Origin of the sequence: Klebsiella terrigena (assembly GCF_012029655.1) — a bacterium.
GTDB lineage: Bacteria > Pseudomonadota > Gammaproteobacteria > Enterobacterales > Enterobacteriaceae > Klebsiella > Klebsiella terrigena.
The window spans coordinates 19,230-41,205 of sequence record NZ_CP050508.1 but is presented as its reverse complement, the minus strand read 5'-3'; the positions used below and the strand labels follow the sequence as shown (position 1 = coordinate 41,205).

Genomic DNA, 21,976 nt, shown 5'->3' with positions numbered 1-21,976 from the left:
AAAATGCTATTGAATGACCGCTATTGTAAAAACTGGCCGTGCGGCTTGCCTGAGACAGCGTCCAGGTGAAACCGGGAAAATTTCTTAGTTTTGCCACACTCGGGGCAAAAAGGAGAGCCAGGTCACGCTTCGCTGGCGGTTCTCGGCGCCTGGGCGTTTAAAAATGGCAGCAGCAGCAGCGCCGAAATGCCGGCGGCGATAGTAATCACCACAAAAAAACCGCTCCAGTGCCAGACGTCCATCACCTGCGCCAGCGGCCAGCCAGAGAGCGAGGCCCCCAGATAGGCAAATAGCCCGACAAACCCGGTTGCCGCGCCCGCCGCGTCCCGATGTGAGCACTCCGCCGCCGCCATGCCGATCAGCATCTGCGGGCCGAAGACAAAGAAGCCGGTGGTAAAGAAGCAGGCGGCCTGCATCACGTAGCTGGCAAACGGCATCAGCCACAGGCCGCCTACCGACAGCATTATCCCGGCGGCAAAAATCAGGTTCATCGGCCCGCGGTTGCCGTTGAACAGCTTGTCCGAACCCCAGCCGGCCACCAGCGCGCCGATAAACCCGCCCAGCTCAAACATGGTTACCGCCGAGTTGGCGGTCACCAGATTGACCCCCAGGGTCTCCGACATATAGAGATTGCCCCAGTCGTTAATCGCCGCCCGCACCACGTAAACCAGCACGTAGCACAGCGACAGCAGCCAGATATAGGGGTTTGTTAGTACGTACTTGTAGAGGATCTCCCTGCGCGTCAGGCCCTGCCCTTCCTGTTGCTGGGCAATCTCCAGCTCATCGTGACGCCAGTCGCCTACCGCGGGCAGCCCCACCGCCTGCGGCCGGTCGCGCAGCCGCCAGCAGAGAAACAGCCCGGCGAGGATTGCCAGCATCCCGGCAATCATCATCCCGGCGCGCCAGCCGTAGTGCAGCGCCGCGGCGCCGATGACCATCGGGATCAGCGCGCCGCCGACGTTATGGGCGGTGTTCCACAGCGCCCACCAGCCGCCGCGCTCGGTACGGGAGTACCAGGACGTCAGCAGACGCGCGCAAACCGGCGAGCCCCAGCCCTGGAAAAAGGCGTTCAGCGCCCACAGCAGCGCAAAGGCCCATAGCGAGGTGGAAAAGCCAAACAGGATATTGACCACGCCGGTCGCAATCAGGCCGAGGCCCATAAAGTAGCGGGCGTTGGAGCGGTCGCTGACGATGCCGGAGAAAAATTTAGACAGCCCGTAAGTGATGTAAAACAGCGTCGCCAGCAGGCCGATATCGCTGCGGGTCAGCACGTTGCTGGCGAGAATTTCCGGCACCGCGGCGTTGAAGCTTTTGCGCGTGAAGTAGAACAGCGCGTAGCCCAGCCAGATGGTCAGCAGAATATGGCGCCGCCAGTAGCGATAGCGTTCGTCGATGGCCTGCTTATCGACTATCGGCGCGGCGTCAGGGGGGGATTTCATAAAGGTGAACATCATCGTTCCTCAGGCGTAGCGCAGCGGCAGGCTGACGCAGACGCGCGTGCCGTGGGTGCAGGAAATGGTTAAGGTCCCGCCCAGCGCCGTCACGCGCTCGCGCATGCCGATCAGGCCAAAGCCGTGCTGTCCGGTGCCCGGCGGCAGCCCGCTGCCGTCATCCTCAAGCACCAGCATCAACCGCCCATCCTGCTGCCAGCCCTGCAGCGTAACCGCGCTGGCGCTGGCGTGCTTAACGATATTGTTCAGCCCCTCCTGGCAGACGCGGAACAGGGTGACGCGCTGGCTTTCGCTTAACGCGGGTTCATCGATGCGCCAGTCGAGGTGGCTGACTATCCCGCGATCTTCGAGCTCCATTTCGCGCATCAGCGAACGTACCGCCTGTTCAAGGGTCAGATCGTCCAGCTGCCGCGGGCGCAGGCGCCCCAGCAGGCGGCGCACCGAATCATAGACGCCCAGGGAGAGCTGCTCGATAAGCTGGCTGCTCTGCCTGACGCCGCCGTTCTCCGGCGCCAGGCGCTGGACGATCCCGGCCTGAGTGCGGATGGCGGTGATGGTCTGGCCGATATCGTCGTGCAGCTCGCGCGCCACGTCGCGGCGTACGCTCTCTTCGGTTTCCAGCAGCCGCTCCGCCAGCCGGCGGTTGCGCGCCAGCTCGCTTTGCAGCGACTGATTAAGCTCACGCAGGCGCTGAATGCCGGCCCCCAGCAGCAGGCCGGTCAGGCTTTGCGCCAGCAGGGAGAGCAGTAAATCCACCGGATGGTCGTGCCAGGTCTGGCTGGCGATAAGGGCAATCGCGTTCATCAGGGCGGCAATCAGCGCCCCCTGCCAGCCGTAGTGCCAGGCCAGGGCGATAATCGGCAGCGCCAGGCAGAACGGCGTAAAGCGCGAGAGCTCGGCGGGCAGCCCCAGCTGCAGCCAGAGGCTGACCATAAACAGCAGCAGATACCAGATCAGGTGCCGCCCGCGCCAGTTCACCGGCTGCGAAACCAGCGCGGGTCCCAGCGGACGCCAGACGGTGCTGGTGAGATAGTGCCAGATGACCAGGCAGGTCGGCGCCAGCGTCAGGCCGCCGGTCAACGTCAGCAGCAGGGCGTTGAGGCCGTCGCTGCCTTCGCCGAGCCACGGCAGCGATTGCAGCAGCGCGGCGGCGATCAGCGCGCCGCCCTGGCGCAGCAGGGTCAGCCAGTCGCGCCGGTGACGATAGCGCGAAATCAGCGCCACCGGCAGCAGGGTCAGCAGACCTCCGATCATCAATATTATCGGATGGGCCAGCGCCACTTCCTGCGCCAGCCAGAAGATCAGCAGCCATTCCGCCCCCAGCAGCACCGGCCAGTAGCCGCGCGGACACTGCAGCATCAGGCCAAGGCGCAGACCGAAGGGAAAGAGCAGCACCGCGAGGTCCGGGCGCGCCACCACGTGCAGGCTGATGCTCCACAGGCAGAACCACGCGGCGGAGAAGATAAAGAAGCAGCCGACGACCGAGAACAGTCGCGAGAATAGCGCCTTCACTGCCAGCTATCGAACATGCGCCGCGCCAGCTCAACGTCGTTGCTGACGCCGAGCTTTTCCAGCAGGTTAGCGCGATGAACGTGGACGGTCTTTGGCGATAGCCCCAGCTCGGCGGCAATCTCTTTCACCGCCATCCCCTGGGCCAGCTTTTCCGCCACCTGCCGCTCGCGTTTGGTGAGCGGGTCCTGGCGGCCGGCCGCCAGCTTCATGGCGATATCCGGCGTCAGGTAGCAGCCGCCGGTCGCCACCGTGCGAACGGCGGCAATCAGCTCATCCGGACTGCAGCGTTTGGAGAGAAAGCCGCGAGCGCCGGCGTTCAGCGCCTGCTCCACCAGCGCCGGGCTATCGTGGACTGAGAGCATAATGGTCGCTATGCCTTTGGGCAGCTGGCTCAGCAGCTCGAGGCCCGAGATATCCGGCATCGAAATATCGCAAATGCAGACCTGCACGCCGCGGCCCGGCAGACCCGCCAGCGCCTCGCGGCCGGAGCCGAACTCCGCCACCACCTGGAAATCGCTTTCCAGCGCCAGCAGCTGCGCAAAACCGGAGCGGACGATGAGATGATCGTCAATAAGGGCAATGGAGGTCATGGCGTTTCCTGGCGGATAAAAAAACGCGCTTACCTTAACGATAAGCGCGTTGCTGTTCAAGCCTTGAGCACTATTATCCGCCTCAGCCGCCGATGCCGGTGGTCACGCTGAAGGCGCGGGTCTGCTGCGGAGCCAGCGAGATCAGGCTGCCGTTACGCTGCGCCGCCAGAAATCCTTCGGGACGACAGGTGGCCGGTAGCGCAAAAGCCGCCACCTGCTGATCGCCGTTATAGAGGATCCAGCGGGTCACATAGTTCAGCTCCGCGCTGGAGAAGCGGGTGATGAACGTGGTGCCATCCGGGGCCGTCATGCGAAATTCAGGCCTGTCGGTGTAGCGATCGAGCCTGTCGGCGAAAAAGACGATTTCCGGATCGTAATCGTGCGGCTCGTTCAGTGCCGCCAGCGACGCCTCCCCCTGCAGAATACGCCGGTTGAACGCCAGCCACCGCTCGGTCGGCTGCACGTGGGCCGGAACCGATTCGCGCAGCGCGAGCGCGTCGTCGGGGATATTCTGGCTGAAGCGGGCCCCGGCGACATAGGCATAGTTCATATGGCACATATACTGCAGCGGCATCGCGACGGAGGCGAGGTTGGTGACCGCCATGTGGATATCAAACAGCGCGCTCTCTTTATGCAAGACCATCGCAGGCTGCGCCCGATAGTGATGACCGAAGCCCATGACGTATTCATAGCGCCCCGTCACCCGCAGGCTCTTCTCTTCCAGCTCCAGCCAGGCTTCATCCATCGCGGCGCAGGCCATCTCGCCGTGCAGCGGATGTACGTCCTCCGGCGAAGGGCAGCCGTTCGCCAGCAGCCCGGAGTGGAAGGCGAAGCAGCCGTAGGTGGCCACCACTTCCGTCGCCGGCTTCGGCTCGCTGAACATATTGCGCATCGTCAGATCGCGACCGTCGAATTCGGCATCCCAGATCATTTGCCCCAGCCAGGGCAGAATGACCAGGTGGCCGCGCGAGTTCTCCACCCGCAGGCCCTCTACGCCGCTGGCGTAACGGAACGCGGTCACCGTAAAGGCATCGTTTGCCAGCAGTACCCGAGGATGCTCGGTAAACAGCTGACGCCAGAGGGTTAAACGTGTCGTCATGATGATTCTCCTCAGGAGGCCGTCGCTTCGGTCAGCGCACGGCGCGCTTTGCACTCACGCCAGAAGTAGACGCCCACGTAGATGAAGCACAGCATCGGCACCAGGAACGACACCTGCAGGGAGTGGATCGTATCCGCAACGAAGCCCTGAATCGCCGGCACCACCGCCGCGCCAATAATCGCCATCACAATCACCGCTCCGGCCATTTCGGTATGCTCGTTATCAACCGTATCGAGGGTCCCGGCATAGATGGTTGCCCAGCAGGGTCCAAACAGAACGCTCACCAGCACCGCCACGTACACCGCGCTGAAGCTCGGCGCCAGCGCCACGTAGGCGAGGAAGAGCGCGCCGATCGCCGAGTAGATAATCAGCACTTTTTCCGGCGTGAAGCGCGTCATCAGGATGTTGGCAATAAACTTACCGATAAAGAAGCAGGCGAAGCTGTAGACCATAAAGGTTGAGGCATCGCGCTCGTTGATATCCCCCAGCTCAAGCGCCAGGCGAATCGTGAACGACCAGACGGTAACCTGCATCCCCACGTAGAGGAACTGGGCGATAATCCCGCGACGGAAGCGGGCGTTGCTCGCCAGGTAGCGCAGGGTGTCGAGCGCCGACGGACGCTTATGGTTCGCCGTCTGCGCAACTTTGCAGGTCGGGAAGCGGGTCAGCAGGAACAGCACCATCACCACCACCAGTACCATGATCATGTACTTGTAGGGCTCAAGGGTGTTTTCCAGCATCAGGATTTTAAAGTTATGGATCTGCTCGGCGTTCATGCCCGCCATCTGTTTTTCGAGGCTTTCACCATCGGAAAAGACCAGATATTTGCCCAGCAGGATGCCGGCCGCGGCGCCAATCGGATAGAAGGTCTGGCTGATATTCAGGCGCAACGTCGCCTGCGCTTTTGGCCCGATCATTGAGCTGTAGGTATTCGCCGCCGTCTCAAGGAAGCTCAGGCCTATAGCAATGGCGAAAATCGCGGCCAGGAACATGGTGTAGGTTGCCATGTGCGAGGCCGGGAAAAAGAGCGTACAGCCGACGATATAAAGCGTCAGGCCGGTTAAAATCGCCACCTTATAGCTGGTTTTTTTAATCACTAACGAGGCTGGAATGGCAATTAAAAAATAACCGCCATAAAACGCGCTTTGTACCAGCGCCGAGGCAAAGTTACTCAGCGCAAATACGCTTTTAAACTGAGTAATTAAAATATCATTTAATGCCGCAGCGCATCCCCATAGCGGGAATAAACAGGATAACAAAATAAACTGGAACAGAGGGGTTTTATTCAGATAGCCGTCGGCCATCTGAACGATATTTTTATCGTTCATAGTGCTACCTTTTACAGTGCAGAGGGTTATTCGTTTAACGCCAGATATTCATTGAATTGCTCAATGCTGGGATAAGACGATTGGGTACCTTTGCCGGTGACGCTGAAGGCGGCAAAGAGCGAGGCTTTTTTCATCGCGGCTTCAACATCGCCGCTCTGGACGTAGTAATGCGCAAAACAGCCGATAAAGGCGTCGCCGGCGCCGCTGGTATCAACCGCGCTGACCTTAAACGCCGGAACGTGAACGTCCCGATCGCGCGTCATCCATAGCGCACCTTTCTCGCCCATGGTGACAATAATATTGTTGAGCCCTTTTTCGACGAGGCTGCGGGCGGCGGCGCGAATATTATCGTAAGTATCCACGGGGAGCCCGGTTAATATTTCAAGCTCGGTTTCATTAGGGACGAAAAAATCACATTTACAGGCATAGGACATATCTAATTCACGCAGCGCCGGCGCCGGATTTAATAAGACTTCGATGCCGTGTTTTTTACCAAACTCAATAGCGTGATAAACCGTTTCCAGCTGAACCTCAAGCTGTAAAACAATCAGCTGACACTTTTTTAAATCTTCGGCAGCGCGGTCAATATCCTCCGGGGAGAGAAACTTATTGGCGCCTTTAATAATCAGAATACTGTTGCTGGAGTTGGCGTTAACAAAAATCGGCGCCACGCCGCTGCTGGTACAGGGGACTTTTTCAACGTAGGTCGTATTAATGCCCCAGGACTCGAGGTTACGAATCGTGTTATCGGCAAAGATGTCGTCCCCAACCTTGGTCAGCATCAGGACTTTGGAGTTAAGCTTGGCTGCCGCGACGGCCTGGTTGGCGCCTTTACCGCCGCAGCCAATTTTAAAAGAGGGCGCCTCGAGGGTTTCTCCCTCTTTAGGCATCTGATTGGTGTAGGTGATCAGATCCACCATATTTGAGCCGATAACCGCGATATCCATTTTACTACCCCTTAGAAACAATCACATAACAATGATATTATAGTAACATTATCATGTTACTTCCGTATCATTTGTGACCAGGATCGCGATTGCAGAATCACGGGCTGTTTATTTAACAACCATCTTCGTTCAGCGGCTCCGCATGCTCGTCACACAACAAATACGGACCACAACAGTAAGACGTTGAAAATAAAATAGTTATAATTATATAGCCGCGTTGTTCCCCGCTTTTAATTCTTGATAGCCCACAGTATAGTAGTGTGAATGCAGAATGTTTCGACGAACGAATAATGTTACTAAAGGAACATTTTCGCCCAAACTCGCGGAGAAGGTGAATGGAAACAAAGCAAAAAGAACGTATCCGGCGTCTGATGGAGCTGCTCAAGAAAACGGACCGCATCCATCTCAAAGAAGCCGCGCGGATGCTGGAAGTGTCGGTGATGACCATTCGTCGGGACCTCAGCCTCGAGAATGACGAACCGCTGCCGCTGACTCTGCTGGGTGGCTACGTGGTGATGGTGAACAAGCCCTCATCGCCCTCGGTCAGCGCTGCGCCGGCGGGCAAAAGCCCCCACCACCGGGACGATTTGTCCGTCGCCATCCTCGCCGCCGGGCTGGTCAGCGAAAACGACCTGGTCTTTTTTGATAACGGCAGCGAGATGCCGCTGGTGATTGGCATGATCCCGGATGACATTACCTTTACCGGGATCTGCTATTCGCACCGGGTGTTTGTGGCGCTGAATGAAAAGCCTAACGCCACCGCGATCCTCTGCGGCGGCACCTACCGGGCCAAAAGCGATGCGTTTTATGATGCCAACAACCCCTCGGCGCTCGATTCACTGAATCCGCGGAAGGTGTTTATCTCCGCCAGCGGCGTGCACGACCATTTTGGCGTGAGCTGGTTTAACCCCGACGATCTCACCACTAAACGTAAGGCGCTGGATCGCGGGTTACGCAAAATCCTGCTCGCGCGCTACGCGCTGTTCGATGAGGTCGCGCCCGCCAGCATCGCCCCGCTATCGGCCTTTGATGTCCTGATCAGCGATCGCCCCCTGCCGGCAGACTACGCCCTGCACTGCCGGAACGGGTCGGTAAAAGTCATCACGCCGGATTCGACGAGCGACTAGTTCACTCGAAAAAGACGGCGATTTTATTAAACATGGACGGATCGGACTGATTGCGCGTCACCTTCTCTACGTCTTCCAGCTTGTCGATTTGGCTGATCATCTGCTCAAGACGCTGGTCGTTATTGACCAGCAGCCAGATGTGGCTCTGATTGCTGTTTTGAATCGGCAGGCAGAGGATACCTTCCACGTTGAAGGCGCGACGGGCGAACAGGCCGCAAACGTGGGTCATGACCCCAGGATGGTTGCGTACGGTGAGTTCCAGAATAACGTTGTCATGAGTCTGCTGTTGCATGGTTTATTCCCCCACCATTTCTGTATTTGCCGCACCCGGCGGTACCATCGGATAGACTTTTTCTTCGGCATCGATTCGCACATGAATCAGCGCCGGGCCAGGACGGTCAATTATCGCCTGCAGCGCCGCCTGCGGATCGGCTTCATGATTTAAGTCGCAGGTTTGCAGGCCGAAGCCGGCGGCAATCTGCATAAAGTTAATCATCCCCGGATAGGTGGCGGCAAACACGCCCTGAGGATAGAACAGGCTCTGCTGCTGATACACCAGGCCCAGCGCTTCGTTGTTCATCAGGATGATTTTTACGTCGAGCTGATTTTCAGCGGCGGTGGCCATCTCCTGAATGTTCATCATCAGGCTGCCGTCGCCGGAGAAGCAGATAACCTTCCGCTGCGGGTTCGCCAGGGCTGCGCCAACCGCCGCCGGAAGGCCAAAGCCCATGGTGCCGAGGCCGCCTGAGGTCAGCCACTGGCGGGGGCGATTCAGCGGATAGGCCTGCGCGGTCCACATCTGGTGCTGGCCCACGTCGGTGGTAATAATCGCTTCGTCATCCACGCAGGCGGCAACGGCATTGATCAAACCGTAATGAGAGAGCGGGTCCTGCTGCTGCGGAATGGTGCACGGGAACTCGCGCTGCAGATCGGCAACCAGCTGGCGCCATTCGCTGCGCGGCTGCGCTTCAACCTGTGGGATCAGCTGCGCCAGAACCTCGGCGACATCGCCCTGGATTGCGACGTGCGGCTGCTTGATTTTGCCCAGCTCGGAGCGGTCGATATCGACGTGAATAATCTGCGCATTCGGGCAGAACTGCTCGGTTTTACCAATCGCCCGGTCATCAAAACGTGCGCCTAAAACAATCAGTAAATCAGCTTCTTGCAGCGTAAAGTTGGTGCTACGTGCGCCGTGCATACCGAGCATACCGAGCGACAGCGGGTGCGCCTTTGGCAACATGCCCAGCGCCATCAGGGTCATGGTGGTCGGCAGGTTGGCTTTTTCCGCCAGCTGGCGAACCTGCTCCGGAGCATTAATCACCCCGCCGCCCAGATAGAGCACCGGGCGCTTAGCGGCATTAATCATCGCCGCCGCTTCGCGTACGCTGGCGCCGTCAAACTCAGGCGCCGCCGCGCGAACGCCGGGCTCGGGTAATGCATCCAGTTCGATGGTCGCGGTCTGCACGTCCTTAGGAATATCTATCCACACCGGCCCCGGGCGCCCGGACTGCGCAATGCGAAAAGCGTCGCTTATCACCTGCGGCAGATCGGCAATGTCGCGAACCAGATAGTTGTGCTTAGTGATGGGGATAGAGATGCCGTAGGTATCGACTTCCTGGAATGCATCGGTGCCGATCATCGAGGCCGGTACCTGGCCGGTAATGCAGACCAGCGGGATTGAATCCAGACGCGCGTCGGCGATGGCGGTGATCAGGTTCGTCGCCCCCGGGCCGCTGCAGGCCATACAAACCGCCGGCTTGCCCTCGGTTCGCGCCATGCCCTGGGCGATAAATCCGGCCCCCTGCTCGTGACGCGCCAGAATATGGCGAATCTGCTTGCTTTGACTTAACGCGTCGTAGACCGGAAGAATGGAGCCGCCCGGAATACCCGTGACCGTGGTGATCCCCTGACGCTCCAGTAAATGAACAACTAACTGCGCGCCGGTAAAGCGCATTTTCTGTGATGCTGTGCCCGAACTTGCCATGCTCCAGTCCTTTTATTCTGAGCCGACCTACCGGGCGAGGGTCGAAAAAAAACCCCGCTCGGTTTGCGCCGGCGGGGTTTGGAATCGTGTTGTTCCGGACCCTACGGCGCATTGCCGACGACGACCACCACACGCACGACGACCACCGCGGCAGGCGCGGTTTTTAGTAGGGTCGAAGTCAGCATGGAAGCGTTCATTAGGGGCCTTTGTGTCGAAAAATTAACTGAATTTATACAAACACAGCTGCGGCCATTAAACAATGGATTTATTTTCAACCACGGAAATTTGCGCAGAGGATCACAATTTTTTAACCCGGCGCCAGAAAGCAAAAAACCCCGCCGTAGCGAGGTTTTTTTCAGCATTTTTGCGGCTGGTAACCGCAAGCACACTGTATTACGTCAACGCCAAAAGTATACGCGTTCGCGGAAGTTCGCGCAATTTTAGCCAGGGTTTTTCATAAAATAGAGTATGGATCGGCGGTGGATTTTTGTCGAGAAAAATACTGTTTATTTATACAGTGAATGCTTATACTGAAAGCGTTCACTCTGTGCCATTCGGGGGCCGCATGTTTACCGGCGCAATCAAGTCCTGGCTGAAACGGGTGGTGCCGTCAGCGCCTTAACCCTGAAAGAGCACACTGTGTTACGTCAACAAATACGCTAATGTCTTCCGGGCACGGCAACGTGTTCAGGCAGGCGGCGTAGACCCTGGCTGGCAACAGGCGGCGGAAAGGTACGCCAGCCGGCTGTGCTCCTTTACCGAGGAGACGCGTATGGGCACGATGGATATTATCGTTCTTATCCTGAAACTCATGGTTGCCGTGTTGCAACTGCTTGATGCTGTCCTGAAACAGTTCCGCTGATTCAGGTTCAGGTCGCACCTGAGAGGGGCGGGAAACCGCCCCTCTACAGGCGGTCTCCCTTCACCTGCGCCAACTGATGGAGAAACTTATGCCACCGCTGCTGATTGCTGCCACCACGCCGGATGACGCCGGCTTTCTCGCCCTGCGTAGCGAAAGCCTCGCCCAGCACTTTAATATGCTGCGCCGCCTGGCGGAGAACTGGCAGAGCGGAGAAAACCGCTTTAACGCGCCGGGCGAAAAGCTGCTTGGGGCCTTCCGTGGTGGAGAGCTGGTGGGTGTTTGCGGGCTGAACGCTGACGCCTATAGCCTGCAGCCGCGGGCCGGGCGCATTCGTCATCTGTACATCGGCGAGCGCTACCGGCGCCAGGGCGTCGGACAGCAGCTGCTGGTGGCGGTTATCACCCATTCCGGCACCTGGTTCGATTTCCTCAATACCCACGCGCCGTCGTCGGCGTGGCCGTTCTATGAAAGCCTGGGGTTTCGTCCGGTTTACGATGAGCCGCGGGTAACGCATCGCCTGTTCTGCTCGCTGTAGCCGCCTCTGGCTGGGCGAAATGGTGCATGTTACAGTTTCACCCTCACGCCCCTACGGTACCCTGTCCTGATGACGATAAACGTTTTCTGCATTCTGCTGTTCGCCGCCCTGCTGCACGCTAGCTGGAATGCGATCGTTAAAGCGAGCGGCGATAAGATGTACGCGGCCATCAGCGTAAGCGGTTCGGCGGCGGTTATCGCCCTGCTGCTGCTGCCTTTCGCGCCGCAGCCGACCCTCGCCAGCGCGCCGTATCTGCTGCTTTCCAGCGCTCTGCAGGTGGTTTACACCGTGCTGGTAGCAAAAACCTACCAGGTGTCGGACATGAGCCAGACCTATCCGCTGATGCGCGGCACGGCGCCGCTGCTGGTGGCGATAGTGAGCGTCGTATTCCTCGGCGACCGCCTCTCCCCTCTGGCATGGTCGGGCATCGGGGTCATCTGTCTGGCGATCCTGGCGATGGCCTACAACGGGCGCGCCAGCTCGCGCCGCGGCGTGGTGCTGGCGCTGATTAACGCCTGCTTTATTGCCGGCTATACCCTGGTTGATGGTACCGGCGTCAGGCTCTCCGGCTCTGCGCTGGGCTACACGCTGTGGTCCTTTTTGATGAACGGAAGCTGCCTGCTGGGCTGGGCGACGATCGCTCGTCGGCATGAAGTCAGCCGCTATCTGCGCCAGCACTGGCACAAGGGGCTGCTCGGAGGCATCAGCACCATGGGCTCCTACGGTCTGGCGCTGTGGGCCATGACCCAGGCGCCGCTGGCGGTGGTTGCCGCGCTGCGTGAAACCTCGATTCTGTTCGGCGCGCTCATCGCCTTTGTGCTGCTTAAAGAGCGGGTCATACCGCTGCGCATTGCTGCCGCCTGCGGCATCGCGGCCGGCGCGATCCTGCTGCGCCTCTCTTAGCGGATCATGGCAACATTAGTTGCCGATTATTGTTTACAAAACCTGCCTTTAATTCCCCGACAATCGCCGCCGGGTGGTTGTTCTGTCATTTTTATGTGGTAGATTCCTCCATCGTTTACGGTATGTGCCAGTCACATATTCTTCATTTATCTCTACTCACAAAGTATTCATCGACATGAAACGGCATAAGAACTTCAATTTGTTGTTGATGCTGGTCGTGCTGGTGGCCGTTGGCCAGATGGCGCAGACCATATATATTCCGGCCATTGCCGACATGGCCGTCTCGCTCAACGCCCGCGAGGGCGCCGTGCAGAGCGTGATGGCGGCCTATTTGCTGACCTACGGCGTATCGCAGCTCTTTTACGGGCCGCTGTCCGACCGCGTGGGGAGACGCCCGGTTATTCTGGTCGGCATGTCTATCTTTATGCTGGCGACGCTGGTTGCCATCACCACCCATAGCCTGACGGTGCTGATTGTCGCCAGCGCGATCCAGGGCATGGGCACCGGCGTCGGCGGCGTCATGGCACGAACCCTGCCGCGCGATCTGTACGAAGGCGCGCAGCTAAGGCACGCCAACAGCCTGTTGAATATGGGTATTCTGGTCAGCCCGCTGCTGGCGCCGCTGCTTGGCGGGATCCTCAATACCCTCTGGAGCTGGCGCGCCTGCTACGCCTTCCTGCTGGTACTGTGCGCCGTGGTAACCTTCAGCATGGCGCGCTGGATGCCGGAAACCCGCCCGGCCGGCGCGCCGCGAACCCGCCTCTCCACCAGCTACAGAACGCTTTTCGGCAACGGCGCGTTCAACTGCTATCTGCTGATGCTGGTTGGCGGCCTCGCGGGAATTGCCGTTTTTGAGGCCTGCTCCGGCGTGCTGATGGGCGCCGTGCTGGGCTTGAGCAGCATGGCGGTCAGTATCCTGTTTATTTTGCCGATCCCGGCAGCCTTCTTCGGCGCCTGGTTCGCCGGGCGTCCGAACAAGCGTTTCCCGACGCTGATGTGGCAATCGGTGATTTGCTGCCTGCTCGCGGGAATTATGATGTGGATCCCGGGGCTGATGGGCGTCATGACCGTCTGGACGCTGCTGGTGCCGGCCGCGCTGTTCTTCTTCGGTGCCGGAATGCTGTTTCCGCTGGCAACCAGCGGCGCAATGGAGCCGTTCCCGTTCCTCGCCGGTACCGCCGGCGCGCTGGTTGGCGGCCTGCAGAATATCGGCTCCGGCGTCCTGGCCTGGCTATCGGCCATGATGCCGCAGACCGGCCAGGGCAGCCTCGGATTGCTGATGATGCTGATGGGGCTGCTGATTATGCTGTGCTGGCTGCCGTTGGCGTCGCGCTTTAGCCGCCATCAGCAGCCGGTTTAGGGCTTCGGCGATGCTCTCCGGGTCGGGCGCAAAGCGTCCTGCCCGGACTCCCCATCCTGCTGCACCCGGCTCTGCAGCCAGTTGATAAAGGCATCGATTTTTGGCCACTGGCGCCCAGGAAGCGTGGTCACATAGTAGTGCGGGTGGCATTTCAGCGTCATTTCGCCAAACGGCGCGATCAGCTCCCCGCTCTCCAGCCGCTTTTGCACCAGCCTTTTACGTCCCATCGCCACGCCGACGTGGTTCATCGCCGCTATCACCGCTAAATCGGAACGATCGAAGCCAATCCCCGACGATTGCGGCATATTAATCCCAAACTGCTGCGCCCAGCTAAACCACTCGTCGGTGCCGGAGTCGTTGCTCCAGGCCTGACGATCGTGCAGCAGCGTGCAGTGCTGGAGGTTATCGGGATTCTGCTGCAGCTGGTGCTGGCGGGCATAGTCCGGGCTGCATACCGGCACAATCGCCTCGTCCATCAGAAAGTGGTGGCTGAGCTGCGATGACGGCAAATCGTCAAAGTAGAGGGCCAGGTCGATGCCGGCGCGCTGCATATTGACGTTATCGTTGCCGGTCAGCACGGTCAGCGAGATCGACGGATAGCGGCGGGTAAAATCGCCCAGCGCCGGAACCAGCCAACACTGAGCAATCGACGGCCGCGAGTAGACCGTCAGGGTGCCGGACAGCTCCTGGTTTTTGATGTCCAGGATCTCCTGATTGAGGCTATCGAGGGATGACTTCAGCGCCCAGAACACCCGCTTGCCTTCGTGGGTCAGCTCCACCTTGCGGTGCGAGCGCACAAACAGCTGAATACCCAGCTCCTCTTCAAGCTGGTTCATGCGGTGGCTCACCGCGCTGGGCGTCAACGACAGCTCTTCCGCCGCCAGGGCAAAAGATTCGTGCCGCGCGGCCACCTCAAAGGTATAGAGCTTTGACAGCTGCCAGCCGTTGAGCAGCCGGTTACCCCTCTCTTGTTGCGCATCCATCCTGCTTCTCCCCCGATGTAATCAGCGCTGATTGTAAAGAAAACGGCCGCCGACCGTCGCCTTAAAGATGAGTAAAAGTGACCCATAACGCAAAATAACGCCATTTTTAGACGTTAATCACTCATTTGATTCAATCTAATTCACCTGAAGAGCCAATTATATCGTTTGTCAGCCGGTGGCGTTTTTCTGTTCAATAAGCGCAGATTATTCACAGGCGAGGTGGGGTATGGAGTCGCAGATTTGGGTTGTGAGCACGCTGCTGATAAGCATCGTGCTGATCGTGTTAACTATCGTCAAACTGAAGTTTCACCCCTTCCTGGCGCTGCTGTTGGCCAGCTTTTTTGTCGGCGCAATGATGGGGATGAGTCCGCTGGATATGGTGAACGCCATTGAGAGCGGAATAGGCGGAACCCTGGGCTTCCTTGCCGCGGTCGTCGGCCTCGGTACCATCCTGGGTAAAATGATGGAGGTCTCCGGCGCTGCAGAGCGTATCGGCCTGACGCTCCAGCGCTGCCGCTGGCTATCGGTTGACGTCATTATGGTGCTGGTGGGTCTGATTTGCGGGATTACGCTGTTTGTGGAAGTTGGCGTCGTGCTGCTGATCCCGCTGGCCTTCTCCATCGCCAAAAAGACCCACACCTCGCTGCTGAAGCTGGCGATTCCGCTGTGTACCGCGCTGATGGCCGTCCACTGCGTGGTTCCGCCGCATCCGGCCGCGCTGTTCGTTGCCAATAAGCTCGGCGCCGATATCGGGACGGTTATCGTCTACGGCCTGCTGGTCGGGCTGATGGCCTCGCTGGTTGGCGGTCCTCTGTTCCTCAAACTTCTCGGCAACCGCCTGCCGTTTAAGCCGGTTCCCGCCGAGTTTTCTAACCTGGAAGTCCGTCAGGAAGAGACGCTGCCGTCGCTCGGCGCTACGCTCTTTACCATCCTGCTGCCTATCGCGCTGATGCTGGTAAAAACCGTTGCCGAGCTGAATATGACCAGGGGCGGCACGCTATACATGCTGCTGGAGTTTATCGGTAACCCGATCACCGCCATGTTTATTGCCGTCTTCGTGGCTTACTACGTTCTCGGCATCCGTCAGAATCTCGGGATGAGCGTCCTGCTAACCCATACCGAGAACGGCTTTGGTTCAATTGCCAATATCCTGCTGATTATCGGCGCTGGTGGCGCGTTCAACGCGATACTGAAAACCAGCGGGCTGGCGGACTCTCTGGCGGTGATCCTGTCGAACCTGCATATGCACCCCATCCTGCTGGCCTGGCTGGTGGCGCTGATCCTGCACGCGGCGGTCGGCTCGGCCACCGTCGCGATGATGGGCGCAACCGCCATCGTTGCCCCGATGCTGCCGCTTTATCCCGGCGTGAGTCCGGAGATCATCGCCATTGCCATCGGTTCAGGCGCAATTGGCTGCACGATCGTCACCGATTCCCTGTTCTGGCTGGTCAAACAATACTGCGGAGCGAGCCTGAGTGAGACGTTCAAATACTATACAACGGCCACATTTATCGCATCCTTACTTGCACTGGCCTGCACGTTCCTGCTTTCTTTCATCATCTGAGCGCCAAGAGACGTAATATGAAAAACGCTGACATGACTACTTTAATCGCCCAGTTCCCGCTGCTGAAGGATCTGATTGCCCTGAAAGAAACCGCCTGGTTTAACCCGGCAACCACCACCCTGGCCGAGGGTTTACCCTACGTCGGCCTGAGCGGCGAAGACGTCCGGGACGCCCGCGCCCGCCTCGAGCGCTTTGCGCCGTATCTGGCGCAGGCTTTCCCGGAAACCGCGGCTACCGGCGGGATTATTGAATCCGAGCTGGTGGCAATCCCGGCCATGAAGGCGCGGCTGGAGCAGGAATTTGCGCAGCCGGTGGCGGGCGAGCTGCTGCTGAAAAAGGACAGCCATCTGCCGATCTCCGGCTCAATTAAAGCGCGAGGCGGCATTTATGAGGTGCTGACCCATGCGGAAAAGCTGGCGCTTGAAGCCGGTCTGCTCACCACTGCTGACGACTACAGCAGGCTGCTCACGCCTGAATTTAAACAGTTCTTCAGCCAGTACAGCATCGCCGTCGGCTCCACCGGGAACCTCGGAATGTCGATTGGCATCATGAGCGCGCGCATCGGCTTTAAGGTCACCGTGCATATGTCCGCCGACGCCCGGGCGTGGAAAAAAGCGAAGCTGCGCAGCCACGGCGTGACGGTGGTGGAGTACGATCAGGATTACGGCGTAGCGGTTGAGCAGGGGCGTAAAGCCGCCGAGTCAGACCCTAACTGCTTCTTTATCGACGACGAAAACTCGCGCACGCTGTTCCTCGGCTACGCCGTCGCCGGCGAGCGTCTGAAGGCCCAGTTTGCTCAGCAGGGCCGGATGGTCGATGCCGACCATCCGCTGTTCGTCTATCTGCCGTGCGGCGTGGGCGGTGGCCCTGGCGGGGTGGCATTTGGCCTCAAGCTGGCCTTCGGCGACCACGTGCGCTGCTTCTTCGCCGAACCGACCCACTCTCCCTGCATGCTGCTCGGGGTGTATACCGGACTGCACGACGCGATTTCGGTGCAGGATTTAGGTATCGATAACCTCACCGCCGCCGACGGGCTCGCCGTTGGCCGCGCATCGGGATTCGTCGGCCGGGCAATGGAGCGCCTGCTGGATGGCCTCTATACCCTCGACGACCAGACGATGTACGACATGCTGGGCTGGCTGGCGCAGGCGGAGAATATCCGCCTCGAGCCTTCGGCGCTGGCGGGCATGGCCGGGCCGCAGCACGTGTGCGCCAGCGCGGCGTACCAGCAAATGCACGGCTTTAGCCCGAAGCAGATGCAGAACGCCACCCACCTGGTGTGGGCCACCGGCGGCGGCATGGTGCCGGAAGAAGAAATGGCACAGTATCTGGCGAAGGGCCGCTAGCCCGCCGTCAGCGCAGCAGCGGCATCAGCTCGGCGGGCGAGCGCTGCTGGCTTTGTAAGTCACGCATGACGCGCATATAGGGCGCGCTCATGCTGTAAAACTGGCGATAACCCGCGCACAGCGGGTTTGGGCTATTTTGCGCATTCAGCGGCGGGCAATCACCGCCGCAAAGCCTCAGCCACGGGCAGTCGCGACACGCAGGCGTGACCGGCGCGTCGGCGGGACGCACCGCTTCACCACACCAGCCGCGCAGGGCGCTCTCAAAGGGAAAAATCACCATCCGGCCGATATCTTCGCGTACCCAAATAGCAAAAACCGCGCACAGAAACGCTCCCCAGGCCTCGGCATCTTGCGGCTGAAGCTGTGGAACCAGGCGGATCGCTGCAACGCCCTGCTGGCGCAGCTGGTGATAATATTGCTGCGGGCTCTGGCAGTGATGGCGATAAATATTGACGTCCAGTACCTTCAGCTCTCTCTCTGCGGCACTCCTCCTGTGGCAACGTCCTGTCATGTCACATCCTTAATGAATAAAACAATCTGCCGTAGATGAGTTACAGCAAACATTAACGCCAGCGAAAGCACTGCGAGGGAGATCAAAAATTTGTCACGTACCGCCCGGGATTGTGCAAAATCGCTCTCGCTGATATCCATCAGGTTGCGGCTGCGAGTATAGCGCCAGAGAATAATAGCCACCACGGCCAGCACGCCAATCAACAGCCAGAACAGCGCCCCCGCGCTGTGCCAGTTATGCTTGATAGCCAGCGCCATTAGCGCCCCGTAGCCCAGCAGCGTGCGAAACCAGGCCAGCGACGTGCGCTCCGGCTGCAGGCCAGGGTCGCGCTCCCGCCGCATCCGCCGCCTATCCACCGTAGAGCACCAGCCCCGTCACCACCACGACCACAATCATCAGCAGAATGCTGATCGCCAGCAGCGTTCTGGTATAGGGCAGATCCTGCTTCAGACGCATCGCCTTTTCATTACTCAGCCAGCGCAGATAGCCGTAAATGGCCAGGCCGCCGGCAAACAGGCACAGCAGCAGCGCCAGCACCTCGCGGATCAGCGGCGTGGCAAAGTCGGGCGCCAGCTGATCGAGGCCGACCCCGGCGGCGAGAAAGCCCAGCGCCGTGCGGATCCAGGCGAGAAAGGTGCGTTCATTGGCGAGTGAAAAGCGGTAATCCGGCGCTTCACCGACGCGGGAGATTTTCATCAGGGTTCCTTGTTCGTGCCACGGCCAGGCACCAGCATAGCGTAATTTATCGCGAACAGGGGAAGAGGGAAAACCGGCACCCAACGGATGCCGGTTAGAGGGAGGGATTAATGCAGCTCAGGCCAGTACTCTTTGTTGGCCGCAATCAGGTCATCAAGAATAGCCTTAGCAACGGAGGCGCTCGGCACGGTTTTCGACAGCGTAATGGCCTGCCACAGCTTGTGGTAGGAGCGATGTTCCCAGGCATCAACCACCAGTTTTTCGACCGCCACCTGCTGGCCCATCATCCCTTTCTGGAAGTTCGGGATATCGCCCACCGTTAGCGGCTCCGGCCCGTTATGACCAACCAGGCACGGAATTTCGACCATCGCGTCGGCATCAAAGTTATGGATAGCGCCATTATTCGGCACAATCAGCAGCATGCGCTCCTGGGTGTTGAAGGCAATCGCCGCCGCGAGGTCAACGATGTACGAGGCGTGCTCGTCGATCTCCAAATCACCGGCAGAGGATTTACCGGCGGCAATAATGGCCCGGCAGGCAGTGAAAACGTTTTTCTCGCGATGATCCATGACCTCGTTTGCGCGGGTGCGCTCAGGGTTGGAGTGCGCCACCACATAGTCCGGGAACAGATAGTACTTCAGGTAGGTGTTCGGCATGGTGTCCGGATCCAGCGCCTGCACATCTTTTGCCTTGGCAAAGGTATCGTTCCAGCTCGCTTCGGTATGCGGGTCGTTTGACGGCGGAACGTAGCCATATTTAGCGACATGTTCATGCAGTTTCGGCATCAGGTCGTTACCCTGCAGATCCTCAATCGAGGTCCACCAGCCGAAGTGGTTAAGACCGTAGTAGCGCACGCGCATCTGCTTGCGGTCTTTCAGGCCGACGATTTGCGCCATTCGCCCTTCGATACCGATCGGCATATCACAAATGTTGAGGATTTTCGCATTCGGGCGCAGGCGACGGGTCGCTTCTGCCACAATGGCCGCCGGGTTGGAGTAGTTAAGCATCCACGCGTTCGGCGAATATTTTTGCATGTAGTCCACCAGCTCCAGCACGCCGCCGATAGAGCGCATACCGTAGGCGATGCCGCCAGGTCCGCAGGTTTCCTGGCCCAGCACGCCGTGGCGCAGCGGGATTTTTTCATCTTTTTCACGCATCGGATATTTACCGACGCGAATGTGCGCCATCACGAAATCCACGTCGGTAAAGGCCGCCTGCGGGTCGGTGGTGTAGCTGAACTCAATATCCGGCGCCTGCTCTTTGAGAATGACTTTACAGGCTTCGGCGATAGTCTCCTGCCGCGCGCCGTCGTTGTCATAAAATTTCAGTGCCCGCAGCGGGAAACGGTCCTGGTTAGCTAACAGCATTAATACGATGCCCGGGGTAAAGGTACTGCCGCCGCCTGCGATAACAACTGAGAATTTTTTCATGATACTGCCTCCGTCATGGTGTTTTGTTCGGTCTGTAGAGAATCTTTGATTAAGGTTTCAAGCTGGTCGCGAACCTGAGGGACGTGCAGGCCAACGATGACCTGAATCCCGTTGCCGCGCCGCACCACTCCGTGGGCGCCCAGCGCTTTAAAGACGTCGTCACTTTGCGTTTTCGCCATATCGACCAGCGTGATACGCAGCCGGGTGGCGCAGTTATTGATGTTCTCGATATTGCCAGCCCCGCCGAGCGCCTGCAGGAAGCCTGCGGCCTGGCCCAGTCGGGTGTCCGTCGCCCCTGCGGCGCTGGTTTTACCGCGCGCCGCCTGGTAATCAGCCTTGCTGTAGAGCTTGATTTCACTCTCTTCACGTCCCGGCGTTTTCAGGTTGAGGCGCAGGATCAGGGCGCGGAAGATAACGAAGTAGATGCCGGTAAAGCATGCCCCGATGCCTATCTGGATAAACATCATCGACGCGTGGTTATGGAACATTGGGATCCAGTTTTGCGGCAGGAACTGATCCAGCAAACCGCCGCCAAAATTGCCCACCACGCCGCACATATACATCACCGTCGCCATCGTCGCCGCCAGCACGGCGTGCACGGCGAACAGCAGCGGAGAGATAAACAAGAAGGTGAACTCCAGCGGTTCGGTAATACCGACCAGCATGGCGGTCAGGGTGGCCGGTATCAGCAGGCCGGCAACCTTGACGCGGTTTTCCGGGGCGGCGGTAAAGTAGAGCGCCAGCGCAATACCCACGGAGCCAAAGACCTTCGAGTTGCCGTGCAGGGCGAAGCCGCCTTCCGGGAACAGAGCCTTCAGCGGCTCGGTGCTCTGACTGAACTCCTGCAGATGCTGCGCCCAGTACATCTGGATGCCGCCTTCCACCACCGCCGGGCCGAAGATAAACGGACCGTAGACAAAATGGTGCAGGCCGGTTGGGATCAGGATCCGCTCAAGGAAAATATAAACCCAGACCCCGAGCGCCCCGGCCGAGCGTAAAAACGCCTGCAGGGATTCAATACCCATCTGCACCTTCGGCCAGCCGAGCAGCGTCAGCCAGGCGCAGGGGATCATCGCCAGGAATGCCACGATGACGACAAACGAGGAGCCCTGGAAAATACCGAGGAAAACCGGGAGTGGTTTATCAAAATAGCGGTTATGGATCGCGGTCACGAAGCCGGAAATAACAATCGCGCCGATGATGCTGGTATCCAGCGTTTTAATCCCGGCGATCATTGCCAGGCCGCTGCCGGCGGTGGGTTCGGCGGAAAAGTCGACGCCGAAGAAGTGGCCCCAGGTCATCCCCATCGCGTTAATGAAGTAGTTCCAGGTGAGGAAGCTGACCAGTACAGCGAGGCAGGCCCGGCCCTGCGCCTGTTTAGCGAGGCCAATCGGCAGGCCGACGGCGAAAATCAGCGGCATATTACGAAATACCGTCCAGCCGCCCTCTTCAATAATGTGAACGATTTGCGCAAATAAATTATCGGGGGCCGCGAGCGCTTCGCCGACAAACATCGGGTTGCGCAACATAATGGCAATCCCGACCACGATCCCGGCAAACGGAAACAGCAAAACCGGGGTAAACATGGCGCCGCCAAAACGTTGTATTTGACTGAGCATTTTAAAATCCTCATTTAACAACCAGTAGGGTTAGTGGCCTTATTAATCTTGAGTATCGGCCTAAAGCGAGAATAGGAATTTACCCGTCATCCAACATGCAATGTCGGTGCGATTCGTGATCGCTTTCAT

The 21,976-nt window shown here is 59.0% G+C and carries 22 protein-coding genes; 7 read left to right on the top strand and 15 right to left on the bottom strand.

Features of this window, described 5'->3' with window-relative positions; all coding sequences use genetic code 11:
- Positions 1–122 precede the first annotated feature (122 nt).
- The 6 genes from uhpC to rbsK all read right to left on the bottom strand — a co-directional run bounded on the left by uhpC (position 123) and on the right by rbsK (position 6,927).
- Positions 123–1,451, bottom strand: coding sequence for an MFS transporter (gene uhpC / locus HCK03_RS00195; protein WP_167690999.1), 1,329 nt, complete (start codon positions 1,449–1,451; stop codon positions 123–125).
- Between the two features lie 9 nt (positions 1,452–1,460).
- Positions 1,461–2,942, bottom strand: a complete 1,482-nt coding sequence (gene uhpB / locus HCK03_RS00190; protein WP_167692377.1) for a signal transduction histidine-protein kinase/phosphatase UhpB — start codon at positions 2,940–2,942, stop codon at positions 1,461–1,463.
- 17 nt (positions 2,943–2,959) lie between these two features.
- Complete coding sequence (uhpA, locus tag HCK03_RS00185; RefSeq protein ID WP_041143303.1) at positions 2,960–3,553, bottom strand: transcriptional regulator UhpA; 594 nt, start codon at positions 3,551–3,553, stop codon at positions 2,960–2,962.
- A gap of 82 nt (positions 3,554–3,635) precedes the next feature.
- Positions 3,636–4,652: an aldose 1-epimerase family protein gene (locus HCK03_RS00180; protein ID WP_167690998.1), complete on the bottom strand. Its 1,017-nt coding sequence runs from the start codon at positions 4,650–4,652 to the stop codon at positions 3,636–3,638.
- 11 nt (positions 4,653–4,663) lie between these two features.
- On the bottom strand, positions 4,664–5,980 hold the full coding sequence (gene fucP, locus HCK03_RS00175; RefSeq protein WP_041143305.1) for an L-fucose:H+ symporter permease: 1,317 nt from the start codon (positions 5,978–5,980) through the stop codon (positions 4,664–4,666).
- 26 nt (positions 5,981–6,006) lie between these two features.
- Positions 6,007–6,927 carry a ribokinase gene (gene rbsK, locus HCK03_RS00170; protein WP_041143306.1) on the bottom strand — a complete coding sequence of 307 codons (921 nt, stop codon included), beginning with the start codon at positions 6,925–6,927 and terminating at the stop codon, positions 6,007–6,009.
- A gap of 335 nt (positions 6,928–7,262) precedes the next feature.
- Between rbsK and HCK03_RS00165 the strand changes: the two genes are divergently transcribed.
- Complete coding sequence (locus HCK03_RS00165) at positions 7,263–8,054, top strand: DeoR family transcriptional regulator (RefSeq protein ID WP_041143307.1); 792 nt, start codon at positions 7,263–7,265, stop codon at positions 8,052–8,054.
- A gap of 1 nt (position 8,055) precedes the next feature.
- On the opposite strand, the gene ilvN is transcribed toward HCK03_RS00165, so the two are convergent.
- The 3 genes from ilvN to ivbL form a co-directional block, all read right to left on the bottom strand.
- Positions 8,056–8,346 (bottom strand): acetolactate synthase small subunit, encoded by a 291-nt coding sequence (gene ilvN / locus HCK03_RS00160; protein WP_041143308.1) that lies wholly within the window; start codon positions 8,344–8,346, stop codon positions 8,056–8,058.
- 3 nt (positions 8,347–8,349) lie between these two features.
- On the bottom strand, positions 8,350–10,038 hold the full coding sequence (gene ilvB / locus HCK03_RS00155; RefSeq protein WP_041143309.1) for an acetolactate synthase large subunit: 1,689 nt from the start codon (positions 10,036–10,038) through the stop codon (positions 8,350–8,352).
- A gap of 101 nt (positions 10,039–10,139) precedes the next feature.
- On the bottom strand, positions 10,140–10,235 hold the full coding sequence (ivbL, locus tag HCK03_RS00150; protein ID WP_071844866.1) for an ilvB operon leader peptide IvbL: 96 nt from the start codon (positions 10,233–10,235) through the stop codon (positions 10,140–10,142).
- Positions 10,236–10,810: 575 nt separating this feature from the next.
- On the opposite strand from ivbL, the gene tisB reads away from it, so the two are divergent.
- From tisB to emrD, 4 genes are all read left to right on the top strand, one after another.
- Positions 10,811–10,900, top strand: coding sequence for a type I toxin-antitoxin system toxin TisB (gene tisB / locus HCK03_RS00145; RefSeq protein ID WP_071844867.1), 90 nt, complete (start codon positions 10,811–10,813; stop codon positions 10,898–10,900).
- An 88-nt stretch (positions 10,901–10,988) separates the two neighbouring features.
- Positions 10,989–11,435: a GNAT family N-acetyltransferase gene (locus HCK03_RS00140; RefSeq protein WP_076947897.1), complete on the top strand. Its 447-nt coding sequence runs from the start codon at positions 10,989–10,991 to the stop codon at positions 11,433–11,435.
- Between the two features lie 69 nt (positions 11,436–11,504).
- Positions 11,505–12,338 (top strand): DMT family transporter, encoded by an 834-nt coding sequence (locus HCK03_RS00135; RefSeq protein ID WP_041143311.1) that lies wholly within the window; start codon positions 11,505–11,507, stop codon positions 12,336–12,338.
- Between the two features lie 175 nt (positions 12,339–12,513).
- Positions 12,514–13,698, top strand: coding sequence for a multidrug efflux MFS transporter EmrD (emrD, locus tag HCK03_RS00130; RefSeq protein WP_041143312.1), 1,185 nt, complete (start codon positions 12,514–12,516; stop codon positions 13,696–13,698).
- On the opposite strand, the gene dsdC is transcribed toward emrD, so the two are convergent.
- The gene (dsdC, locus tag HCK03_RS00125) at positions 13,695–14,681 is read right to left on the bottom strand and encodes a DNA-binding transcriptional regulator DsdC (RefSeq protein WP_228283756.1); all 987 of its coding nucleotides are present in this window, start codon (positions 14,679–14,681) and stop codon (positions 13,695–13,697) included. The genes emrD and dsdC overlap by 4 nt on opposite strands.
- Positions 14,682–14,907: 226 nt before the next feature.
- Between dsdC and dsdX the strand changes: the two genes are divergently transcribed.
- Together dsdX and dsdA are read left to right on the top strand one after the other, a co-directional pair.
- Complete coding sequence (gene dsdX / locus HCK03_RS00120; RefSeq protein ID WP_167690997.1) at positions 14,908–16,245, top strand: D-serine transporter DsdX; 1,338 nt, start codon at positions 14,908–14,910, stop codon at positions 16,243–16,245.
- 17 nt (positions 16,246–16,262) lie between these two features.
- Entirely contained in the window at positions 16,263–17,591 is a 1,329-nt protein-coding gene (dsdA, locus tag HCK03_RS00115; RefSeq protein WP_167690996.1) for a D-serine ammonia-lyase, read from the top strand.
- Between the two features lie 7 nt (positions 17,592–17,598).
- Here the strand turns inward: dsdA and HCK03_RS00110 are convergent, their stop codons facing one another.
- From HCK03_RS00110 to HCK03_RS00090, 5 genes are all read right to left on the bottom strand, one after another.
- On the bottom strand, positions 17,599–18,039 hold the full coding sequence (locus tag HCK03_RS00110) for a radical SAM protein (protein ID WP_166793795.1): 441 nt from the start codon (positions 18,037–18,039) through the stop codon (positions 17,599–17,601).
- Positions 18,040–18,098: 59 nt separating this feature from the next.
- The gene (locus tag HCK03_RS00105; protein WP_167690995.1) at positions 18,099–18,443 is read right to left on the bottom strand and encodes a DUF202 domain-containing protein; all 345 of its coding nucleotides are present in this window, start codon (positions 18,441–18,443) and stop codon (positions 18,099–18,101) included.
- A 7-nt stretch (positions 18,444–18,450) separates the two neighbouring features.
- On the bottom strand, positions 18,451–18,798 hold the full coding sequence (locus HCK03_RS00100) for a YidH family protein (RefSeq protein ID WP_041143316.1): 348 nt from the start codon (positions 18,796–18,798) through the stop codon (positions 18,451–18,453).
- A gap of 107 nt (positions 18,799–18,905) precedes the next feature.
- Positions 18,906–20,228 (bottom strand): 6-phospho-alpha-glucosidase, encoded by a 1,323-nt coding sequence (locus HCK03_RS00095; RefSeq protein WP_167690994.1) that lies wholly within the window; start codon positions 20,226–20,228, stop codon positions 18,906–18,908.
- Positions 20,225–21,847 carry an alpha-glucoside-specific PTS transporter subunit IIBC gene (locus HCK03_RS00090; RefSeq protein ID WP_041143318.1) on the bottom strand — a complete coding sequence of 541 codons (1,623 nt, stop codon included), beginning with the start codon at positions 21,845–21,847 and terminating at the stop codon, positions 20,225–20,227. Before HCK03_RS00090 ends, HCK03_RS00095 begins: the two co-directional genes overlap by 4 nt.
- Positions 21,848–21,976: the final 129 nt, after the last annotated feature.